Annotated in this window: 9 protein-coding genes; 6 read left to right on the top strand and 3 right to left on the bottom strand. The window is 67.2% G+C overall.

Translation table 11 applies throughout. The features are described from left to right. On the top strand, window positions 1–688 hold a 688-nt coding region (locus E2C06_RS33825; RefSeq protein WP_165982844.1), incomplete at its 5' end, for an IS66 family transposase. A gap of 116 nt (window positions 689–804) precedes the next feature. Here the strand turns inward: E2C06_RS33825 and E2C06_RS33820 are convergent. After that, window positions 805–1,008, bottom strand: coding sequence for a hypothetical protein (locus E2C06_RS33820; RefSeq protein ID WP_133292954.1), 204 nt, complete (start codon window positions 1,006–1,008; stop codon window positions 805–807). A 99-nt stretch (window positions 1,009–1,107) separates the two neighbouring features. Between E2C06_RS33820 and E2C06_RS33815 the strand changes: the two genes are divergently transcribed. Next, window positions 1,108–1,329, top strand: coding sequence for a helix-turn-helix domain-containing protein (locus E2C06_RS33815; protein ID WP_133292953.1), 222 nt, complete (start codon window positions 1,108–1,110; stop codon window positions 1,327–1,329). A 153-nt stretch (window positions 1,330–1,482) separates the two neighbouring features. Further along, window positions 1,483–2,799 (top strand): IS701 family transposase, encoded by a 1,317-nt coding sequence (locus tag E2C06_RS33810; RefSeq protein WP_133292952.1) that lies wholly within the window; start codon window positions 1,483–1,485, stop codon window positions 2,797–2,799. A gap of 61 nt (window positions 2,800–2,860) precedes the next feature. Here E2C06_RS33810 and E2C06_RS33805 read toward each other — a convergent pair whose 3' ends face one another. Continuing rightward, a complete protein-coding gene (locus E2C06_RS33805) occupies window positions 2,861–4,219 on the bottom strand; it encodes an IS5 family transposase (protein ID WP_133292951.1) in 1,359 nt (452 codons plus the stop codon). A 374-nt stretch (window positions 4,220–4,593) separates the two neighbouring features. Between E2C06_RS33805 and E2C06_RS33800 the strand changes: the two genes are divergently transcribed. Continuing rightward, on the top strand, window positions 4,594–6,879 hold the full coding sequence (locus E2C06_RS33800) for a 2OG-Fe(II) oxygenase (protein WP_133292950.1): 2,286 nt from the start codon (window positions 4,594–4,596) through the stop codon (window positions 6,877–6,879). A 253-nt stretch (window positions 6,880–7,132) separates the two neighbouring features. On the opposite strand, the gene E2C06_RS33795 is transcribed toward E2C06_RS33800, so the two are convergent. Continuing rightward, complete coding sequence (locus E2C06_RS33795; RefSeq protein ID WP_133292949.1) at window positions 7,133–7,327, bottom strand: hypothetical protein; 195 nt, start codon at window positions 7,325–7,327, stop codon at window positions 7,133–7,135. Window positions 7,328–7,510: 183 nt separating this feature from the next. Between E2C06_RS33795 and E2C06_RS33790 the strand changes: the two genes are divergently transcribed. Next, window positions 7,511–8,926 carry a circularly permuted type 2 ATP-grasp protein gene (locus E2C06_RS33790; RefSeq protein WP_133292948.1) on the top strand — a complete coding sequence of 472 codons (1,416 nt, stop codon included), beginning with the start codon at window positions 7,511–7,513 and terminating at the stop codon, window positions 8,924–8,926. Further along, a complete protein-coding gene (locus tag E2C06_RS33785; protein WP_241671592.1) occupies window positions 8,919–9,170 on the top strand; it encodes an alpha-E domain-containing protein in 252 nt (83 codons plus the stop codon). The genes E2C06_RS33790 and E2C06_RS33785 overlap by 8 nt, the downstream gene beginning before the upstream one ends. The last annotated feature ends 198 nt before the right edge of the window (window positions 9,171–9,368 follow it).

The following is a 9,368-nucleotide window of genomic DNA, read 5'->3' as shown; positions in this document are numbered from 1 at the left end:
GCTGCGCCGTGCTGAAGTGGTGGCCTCGGATAAGACCGGTGTGCGGATCGAGGGCTGCTCCGGCTACCATTGGGTGTTCCGCTGCCAGGACGCCGTGGTGCACCAGGCCGCACCGACCCGCGCCGCCTCTGTCGTGCACGCCATGATGGACGGGCACCGCCCCGCGGTCTGGCTCTCGGATCGCTACGCGGCGCAGCAGGGCCACGGCTTGGCCCAGCAGACCTGCCTGGCACACGTGGCGCGCGACGTGGCGTACGCGCTCGAGGCCAGCGACGACCCAGTGCCGTTCCGGCTCAAGCTCTGGCTGGGCTCAGCTTTCGACCTAGCCGACACCGCAGGCCTTGCCGCCTCTACCCTGGCCGCCAAGCGGCGGGCGCTCGAGCGCAGGCTGGACGCGATCCTGGCAGCCCCCAGCGGCTGCGAGCTGACGCGGGCGCTGCAAGCGAAGCTGCGGCGAGCGCGCGACCAACTTCTGACCTTTGCCGACTGGCCTGGCCAGGTCGGGGCGACGAACAACGCCTGCGAGCGCGACCTCCGCCCCGCCGTGATCCAGCGCAAGGTCACCAACGGCTATCGCGCGATGTGGGCCGCTCAGGGCGAGGCGGACGTCCGCACCGTGGTCGCCACCGCCCGCCTCGCGCCGAACACCAGCGTCTTCGGCACCATCCTGACGACCGTCACGGCCTGACCGCTCCGCCGCAGAAGTCAGAGGGGGTGGGTAATTACCCAGGATTCAAGGAGTTCGCAACACAACCACCAAATTTAGCTGAGCCGTCGAAAAAGGCCTCCGGCATGGGTTATCAATTAAATTTCTTCTGGACGAATTTTCCATAAACTCTGATCTTCTATTTGATGCTCAAGGCTTTCGACATTATGCAACCTTCTTTCAACTACTGCTAATCTACCTTCTATCCATTCAATTCTTTCTCGGTATTTTTTTTCTCTTACACGCAGACCCTCAACTGCGACAAGCAAGACGGCTACATCCTTTTCCATTTTATCTGACATTCCGCGTGGACCTTTGCTGAGCGTGGATGTGCGGGAGACGAGATTTCTGTCGAGTATACTCCGTAGTAAAATACTCAACAAGCTCCTGCTGTCGTGCACATGCACATCAGGGCTGTGCTGGCGCACAACCTCCGCCAGCTGCGACGGGACCGAGGTTTGTCACAAGAGGAGTTGGCTCTTCGCGCCGGCATCGACCGGACCTACGTAAGCTCGCTAGAACGCGGCATATACAGCGCTACCATAGATATGGTCGGCAAGCTGGCACAGGAGTTGGGAGTACGCCCGGCTGAGCTGCTTCGGGAGCCTACCAACAACACCTGATACCGCCGCGCAGTGAGATTGACGCACCTGTGAGGCCTTCGTCTAAACTCCGAAGCGCGACTAGCACTACTTCGGCAGTTTCCTGGTAGCTGGCGAGCCCGGCTGGTAAGCTGATGACCGGTTCGATTGGGGTGCGGCCCGGCGAGGTGGCGCATGATCGAAGCGACCGCGGACTGGGAGCAGGCCTTCGCCGAGTGGCTGAAGCCATTCTTGGAGGCCCTCGGCCACAAGGTGCGGCAGCGCTGGGCCCCGGTGTATGTGCGGGGTCTACTGGGCCCGGGGGAGCGCAAGAGCGTTCAGCCGATGGCGGCACGGATCGCGCCGTCCGACTGCGACCAGTTGCACCACTTCATCAGCAGTCCGGCCTGGCAAACCGCCCCGCTCGAAGTGGTGCTGGCGCGCCAGGCGGACCGCCTCGTGGGCGGGCCGGAGACGATGCTGATCATCGACGACACTGCGCTGCCCAAAAAGGGCGAGCACTCGGTCGGGGTCGCGCAGCAGTATGCCGGTGTGCTGGGGAAGACGGCGAACTGCCAGGCTCTGGTCTCGCTCACCCTGGCCCGCGAAGAGGTGCCGGTGCCCGTGGCGCTGCGGCTCTACCTGCCGAAGACTTGGTGCCAGGACCGAGCGCGCTGCGACAAGGCGGGAGTACCGGCGGACCGCCGCGCTTTCCGCAGCAAGGGGGCAATCGCGCTCGAGGAGATTGACCGGCTCCGGGCTGCCGGGGTCCGCTTCGGTTGCGCCCTGGCCGACAGCGGCTATGGCCGTAGCGCCGCTTTCCGTCGTGGTCTAGCTAGCCGCACCCCGCTCTGGGCGGTGGGTATCCCGAAGACGCAGAAGCTCTATCCCGCCACGGTGAAGCTGTGTTGGCCCGCCGCGCAGGGCAAAGGACGTCCGCGCCGGCATGGCGTGCCGAACCAGCGGCCGGTGACGGCCGCTGCGGGCCTGAAGAACGTGCCTTGGCGCCGGATCCAATGGCGGCAGGGCACCAAGGGTCCGCTGAGTGCCAGCTTTGCCGCCCGGCGGGTGCGAGTGGCCGAAGGGGTGCAGTCGGAGACCGGGCACCGCCTGCCTGGTGATGAGTTGTGGCTGGTGGGTGAACGGCGCAGCAGCGGCGCGCGGCGGTACTATCTTGCCAGCCATCCCGCAGAAACGCCTCTGCAGACCCTCGCGGCCACGATCAAGGCCCGATGGGTCTGCGAGCAGGCGCACCAGCAGATGAAGGAAGAACTCGGCCTCGATCACTTCGAGGGGCGATCTTGGGCTGGCCTGCACCACCACGCGCTCATGGTGCTGATCGCCTTCGCCTTCCTGCAACACCTCCGGTTAGGCCAAAGTGGCCAGCGGGGGAAAAATCTGCACCACTGGTCCGCCGCCGCAACCTACCCTGCCAGCCATCCGACGCGCGCTGCTCGCTCACCTCGCCGCTCTCATCCGGCTGCGATGCCCCAAATGCCGCGAGTTCATTGACCTGCACAGGCTCGAATGAAAATGCCGAAGTAGTGCTAGTCGGCCGTGAACTACGGAGTTTTCAGGCAACGGCGTGCCTGGACATGTTTCCCGTCTGTGGCTGCTCGGACAGCGACAGCAGGCTGAGCAGCCACGCCAAGAGCCAGGCGAGCCAAGCGCGGAGCAGGCGGAGGTTGTGGCCGGCGGCGGCGAGGACGAGGTTGGCGGCGTCGCCCTCGGTGCCGAGCAGGAAGTTGCGACCGAGATGGCCGTCGCTCTTCAGGTGGTCGATGACGGGCTCGATGGCGCTGCGGCGGCGTCGCTCGCGGCGGATGGTCGGGGTGACACCGCGCTTCTGACCCGAGACGAACACGCGGGCGCGGTCGGCATCGTGGCCGCGGTAGCCGCGATCGACATAGGCGCGCTCGACCTCGACGCCGATGACACGCTCGGTCTGGGCGATCTGGGCGGCCAGCGTGTGGCCGTCATAGGGGTTGCCCGGCAGGGCGCGAGCACCGAGGACGAACTGCCCGCCGGGTGCTGCGGCGTTGGTGGTGGCGAGCGAGACCTTCACGCCGAACTCGTAGCGGGCGTTGGCCTTGCCCTTGCCGATGCACTCCACCTCCGGCGCGTGCAGCGAGTAGAGCTTGTCCCGCCCGCGGTCCTCGCGCCGCTGCCGCAGCAGCCGGGCGACGAGGCCGAGCGGCGCAGCGAGGGCGGCCTGCACGGCAGCCTTGCCGGCGATCTTGCGGCTGATGTCGCGGGCCAGGCGACCCAGCCAGGTCCGCAGCCGCCGGACGTGGCGCTCGGCCTGGCGCCGGCGGCCGGCATGGATCAGCCTGGCGGCCTCGCGCCGGGCCCGCCTAGCCACCCGCAGGTAGGATTGGCGCAGCCGGATGCCGTGCCGCCGGGCCAGGCGTGCCAGGATCTCGATGCCGCGGTGCAGCAGCTTGCTGTCGGTCGGATGTGTCACCGCCTTGGGCTGGACCGTGGTGTCGATGGTCACCCGCCGCAGGTGCCGCTCCTCGACGGCGCCGCCACGCTGCGCGGCTGCCACGCTCTCGGCCAGCAGCACCTCCAGACGCTCGGGCCCGATGCGTTGGCGCCAGCGCGTCATCGAGGAGCGGTCCAGCGGCAGGGCGTGCTGGAAGTGGGTCTCACCGCAGAACAGCTGCAAATAGGGGCTGTCGAGATAGCGCGCGCAAACCGCCTCGTCGGACAGACCGTCCATGTGCTTGAGCAGGTGCAGGCCGACCATGAGGCGGGTCGGCAGGCCGGGGCGGCCGCCATCGGTGTAGAGCGCGCCGAACTCCGCCTCGAACCGGCCCCAGTCGATCAGCCCGGCCAGGCGCACCAGTGCATGCCGCGGGTCCACCAGGTTCTCCAGCCGCGCGCGGAAGAGGTCCTCCTGCGGCTCGGCCTTGGGCTGCTTCGGGCGCATCGGAGGCCTCTACCTGCCGGGTGCCGCTGACCGAATCACGCCCCCTCCGGGCCCGCAACGCACAGCCCCGTTTGCAAGGTTCCGGCCCCCGCTCAAGGCCAAGCCTGCAAAACCGGATACTTCCTGAGCGCCGGAAAGCCGCAGATAACCGCCGTTCTCCGCCTACTTCACGGCCGACTCGGTGGTGTTCACGGAGGAGGGACGACGCGAGGCGGAGCGGCTGTTCCGGGCGCTCTTTGCCCGCCGCTAATGATCTTCCTGCTCGCGGCCTTGCATGCAAGACCGCGAGAGCCGAGGTTAATCTCCGTTGTGGCCAGGCAAGGTACATCCTTAGGCCTTGGCCTATTGCAGCAACATTTCACCTGACCAGCCGCATGACGACGATCCCCGCCGACCTCGCCGCACTGCTCGCCACCATCCGTCGGCCAGGCGACTTCTTTGCCGCTGGCACGAGCGAGTTGCTGGCGCCGCTGCTGGAGGTCGAGGGTGTTGGTCCCGTGGCGCTGCCACTGCTGCCGGCGCAAGCTGAGCAACTCGCCGCCGTGGCTGAGCCGGCCCCGTACGGCCGTGGCGCCGAGACCCTGATTGATCCGGCGGTCAGGCGCTGCCGGCAGGTCGGCCCGGATCGGGTGCGGATCAGCGGCAGGCACTGGGTACGGACGCTCGAGACGATCGTCGCCCGCGCTGCCGAGGGGCTGGGCGTCGATGGACCGGTCTCGGCCGAGTTCTACAAGCTGCTGCTCTACGAGGAGGGCGGCTTCTTTCTCGGCCACCGCGACACCGAGAAGACGCCCGGCATGTTCGCCACCCTCGTGGCGGCATTGCCGTCGTCCTTCGTGGGCGGTGAGTTGGTGGTGCGCCACAAGGGCCGCGAAGTCCGGCTCGATCTGCGCGGCGACGACCCGGCGGAGGTGGCCTTCGCCGCATTCTATGCCGACTGCGTGCACGAGGTCCTGCCGGTCACCAAGGGGTGCCGCCTGATCCTGGTTTACAACCTGGTGCGCCACGGCCGGGGGCGGGCGCCCGTGCCGCCCGATTATGCGGCCGAGCAGGCCCGCGTGACCGCGCTGCTGCAGCGGTGGAAACGCGGCAAGCGCCATCGGGATGACGACACGCCCGAGAAGCTGGTCTACCTCCTCGAGCATGCCTACACGCCGGCGGAGTTCGGCTTCGCCATGCTGAAGGGCGCCGATGCCGCAGCCGCTGGGGTACTGACTGAGGCCGCGCGGGAGGCGCAATGCGACCTGCACCTGGCGCTGCTCACCGTCGAGGAGAGCGGCGCCGCCGAGTATGCCGGGAACTACGGCTCCCGCCGGGGGAGGTGGGACTCCGAAGAGGACGATTTCGAGGCCGGCGAGGTGTTCGATCGCAGCATGACCTTGTCGGACTGGCGCCGTCCCGATGGCGGCACGACGACATTGGGCGGGATCCCGGTCGAAGCGGAGGAGTTCGTGCCGCCCGACGCCTGCGACGAGCTGGAGCCGGACGAGGAGCATTTCCGCGAGGCGACCGGCAATGAGGGGGCCTCCTTTGAGCGCACCTACCGCCGGGCGGCGCTGGTGCTCTGGCCGAGCGACCGGCTCTTCGCCGTCCTGAGCCAGGCCGGGCTGCGGGTGACCCTGCCCTATCTGGACGATTTGGTCCGGCGCTGGGCCGAGGACGGCGGGGACCGGCAGTCGCTCCTCTGGCGCGAGGCGCACGACCTTGCCGGGCACATGCTCGCGCAATGGCCGAGACGGGTCGGGTATCCGCGGTCAGACGAGACCCCGGGCGATGCCGCCCGCATGCTCGATCTGCTGACCCGACTGGCTGATACCGAGCTCATCGAGCGCTTCCTGGCCGAGATCACCGCCGCGGGCGTCTACGGTAAGGGCGACAATACCGCGATCGTCGCCGCGATCGGCAGCCTACCGCCGCCGCGGGCAGCGGCCTTGGTTGAGCGCATTGTGGCCGGAACGGCTGCCACCAGCTTCGGCGCCTGTGCCGATCTCCTGGCCCGAACGGCTGCCGCCCTGGATCAGCAGCACGTGTCCGGCCTCGCGGGCGCCGCCATCAGGCTGGCCGAGGCACTTCCGGGCGGTCGCGACCGCGTGGCGCCGGACGAGTTCTGGCAGCGCGGGCCCGAAGTGAGCCCGACCGCCGTCGTTGATCTGCTGACCGGCCTCGGCGCGATCGACCGGGCGCTGGCCGAGCGGGCGGTGGACCATATCCTGGCCAGACCAAAGACCTACGACCTGGATGCCATCCTTGTCCCGGCAGTTCGTACGATGATCGGCAGCGGCAGGATGCAGGGCGCGAGTTCGGTCCAGAGGCTACGGGCGGCGTGCGTCGCGCACCTGCGCCTCCGGGCCGCCGAGCCCCTGGCGCCGCCGGCCGATTGGCGCCGGGCAGCCACACTCCCCTGCCGTTGCAAGAACTGCACCGAATTGGCTCGCTTCCTTGCTGACCCCGAGCGGCAGACCTGGATACTGAAAGCCGCAGAAGCCGACCGCAGCCATGTCGAGGACAGTATTCGTCGGGCCCAAGCCGACCTCGACCTGACGACCGATCGCCGCGGCCGGCCTTACAGCTTGGTGTGCACCAAGAACCAGGAAAGCTACGAAAGGCGAGCCAGGCAGCGCACGCAGGACCTCAAGGACTTGGCGCTGCTCGCGGGCTGATGGCCTTTCCCCCTGAGGGTGATGGATCCATCCGGCGGTCCGGATCGAACGCCGCTCACGCAGTCGTCGCCGCACCTCTGTGTCGCTGGTCGTAGGATCGAGCCGGCGCATCGCTGCGGGCCTTGCCCATGGCCCGGCATCTTGCCGCCCAGCCACCTCCTTGGGGCATGCCGGACGATGCCTGGTCCGAGACCGCCTGGGCTCGTCATCCCGGTCGTCGCCTCAATCCATGCAAATCGCCATCCGAGGCCCCTCACCCCGCACCGTCGTCGGCGCGTCCGGTCCCGGCCACCCGCGCGAGCCCGGTCCGGTCCTTCCGGATCGCCGCGTCCACGGCCTGCATCGCCGCCTCGAGGTCGCCGTAGTCGAAGGCCCGCCGCTCGAGCGGCCCGGCGCGGGGCAGCGACGGCGGCAGGACCTCGGGCGGCTCCTCCACCACGGCCGGCACCTCGCGTGGCCGGCCCCTCCCCCGCCCGGGCTGCGCCGCCCTGCGTCGCTCGCCTGTCGCGGCACCGAGCATCTGATCGTCGTGCCTAAGTCGAATCCCATTCGAGACGGCGGCGTGGCATAGGACATGCAAGGCTCTCGCGGCGCTTGTTGCAACAACGGATCACAACTGGACGTGGGGCCCATGCTGAGCGACTACACGCCAGGAAACTTCTATTGCGAGCTGTCACGCGGCGGCGCTGTGCAGCGCATTGCGGACCGGCTGGGCACGGTCTCGGTCAAGGAGTTGCGACAGCGCGCCACGGATGCCGAGTCCGAGCTGCACGATCGGGGCATTACCTTCACCGTCTATTCCGACAAAAACGCAATAGACCGGGTACTACCCTTCGATCCAATCCCACGCGTGCTATCGGCCGATGAGTGGCGGCATATCGAGACAGGGGTCTGTCAGCGTGTCGCCGCCCTGAACCACTTGCTGCACGACCTTTACCACGAGCAGCACATTCTCAAGGACGGCGTGATCCCGCAGGACCTTGTCCTCGGCAATGCCAACTACCGGCCGGCGATGCAGGGCATCGACCTGCCGCACCGCACCTATGTGCATGTCTGCGGCACCGACATCGTCCGCGACGGCGCCGGCATCTTTCTGGTGTTGGAAGACAATGCACGAACGCCGTCCGGCGTTAGTTACGTGGTGGAGAACCGCCACATGATGCAGCGTGCCTTCCCCGACCTGCTAGAAGGGATCGGGTTGCGCTCGGTCGACGATTACGGCCAGCGATTGCTCGCGGCACTGCGGGACGTCGCTCCTGGCGAAGCAGTAGATCCACAGGTCGTCCTGCTCTCGCCCGGCAGCTACAATTCCGCCTTCTTTGAGCATGTCTTCCTGGCGCGCGAGATGGGCGTTCCGCTGGTCGAGGGGCGCGACCTGATCGTGGACAATCAGGACCGTGTCCACATGCACACCACACGCGGGCTCGCACGGGTCGAGGTGATCTATCGCCGCATTGACGATGACTTCCTCGATCCGGAGGTCTTCCGTTCGGACAGCATGCTCGGCGTCCCCGGCCTGATGCGTGCCTATCGCGCGGGCAATGTGACCTTGGCCAACGCGGTCGGTACCGGCGTCGCCGATGACAAGGCGATCTACGCCTACATGCCACGTGTGATTCGGTACTACCTTGGTGACGAACCAATTCTCTCAAACGTCGAGACGCATATCTGCCGCGAGCCCGAGGCGCTACGCTACACGTTGGAGCATTTAGCGGATTTGGTGGTCAAACCGGTCGGGGAGTCTGGTGGCTATGGCATCACCATTGGGCCCCGGGCAACGCGGGAGCAGCTGCAAGAATGCCGCGAGCGTCTTGTGGCAAATCCGGCCAACTACATCAGTCAACCCTGCCTTGATCTTTCGGTCGCGCCGACCCTTGCCGGAGATGGAATCGAGCCCAGGCATGTCGATCTGAGGCCGTTCGCAGTCACCGGTGCGAAAAGCTGGGTACTGCCAGGCGGCCTGACGCGCGTCGCGCTCCGGAAGGGGTCGCTCATCGTTAACTCGTCCCAGGGGGGCGGATCGAAGGATACCTGGGTCCTTGGCTGACATTCTCCTCGCCCGCTCTGCGGAGTGCATGTTCTGGCTGGCCCGCTATGTCGAGCGCGCTGAAAATCTCGCTCGGATCCTCGACGTTGACGCTACCTTCGCGCGCAACCAGCGCGGCGATCAAGACTGGCTGCCAGTGCTGCAGCTCAATGCCGACGAGACGCGCTTTGCCGAGGCGCATGACGCACCAACGGCAGAGTCGGTCCTACACTTCTATTTATTGATCCGGCCTGGGCGGTCTTGAAGGCGAGTAGGATCAGTCCAGGTTGGGGGCGTGAAGCATGTGGACATGCGCAAGCTGCCGGCGGCGGCGCAAGAGGAACGTCGGCGTCAGGTGATCGGGCTGCGCCAGGCCGGCCTGACCTATGGTGCGATCGCGGCGCAGGTTGGGCTGACCCAGACCGGGGTGTTCGACATTTGCAAGCGGTATGCGGAGCGAGGT

Source organism: Dankookia rubra, from assembly GCF_004355005.1.
Lineage (GTDB): Bacteria > Pseudomonadota > Alphaproteobacteria > Acetobacterales > Acetobacteraceae > Paracraurococcus > Paracraurococcus ruber_A.
This window is presented reverse-complemented; position numbering and strand designations above follow the sequence as displayed.

Excerpts from the sequence above, each read along its gene's own strand:
- E2C06_RS33800 (WP_133292950.1), top strand. The coding sequence starts at position 4,594 with ATGACGACGATCCCCGCCGACCTCGCCGCACTGCTCGCCACCATCCGT.
- E2C06_RS33790 (WP_133292948.1), top strand. The coding sequence starts at position 7,511 with ATGCTGAGCGACTACACGCCAGGAAACTTCTATTGCGAGCTGTCACGC.
- E2C06_RS33815 (WP_133292953.1), top strand. The coding sequence starts at position 1,108 with ATGCACATCAGGGCTGTGCTGGCGCACAACCTCCGCCAGCTGCGACGG.
- E2C06_RS33820 (WP_133292954.1), bottom strand. The coding sequence starts at position 1,008 with ATGTCAGATAAAATGGAAAAGGATGTAGCCGTCTTGCTTGTCGCAGTT.
- E2C06_RS33805 (WP_133292951.1), bottom strand. The coding sequence starts at position 4,219 with ATGCGCCCGAAGCAGCCCAAGGCCGAGCCGCAGGAGGACCTCTTCCGC.
- E2C06_RS33810 (WP_133292952.1), top strand. The coding sequence starts at position 1,483 with ATGATCGAAGCGACCGCGGACTGGGAGCAGGCCTTCGCCGAGTGGCTG.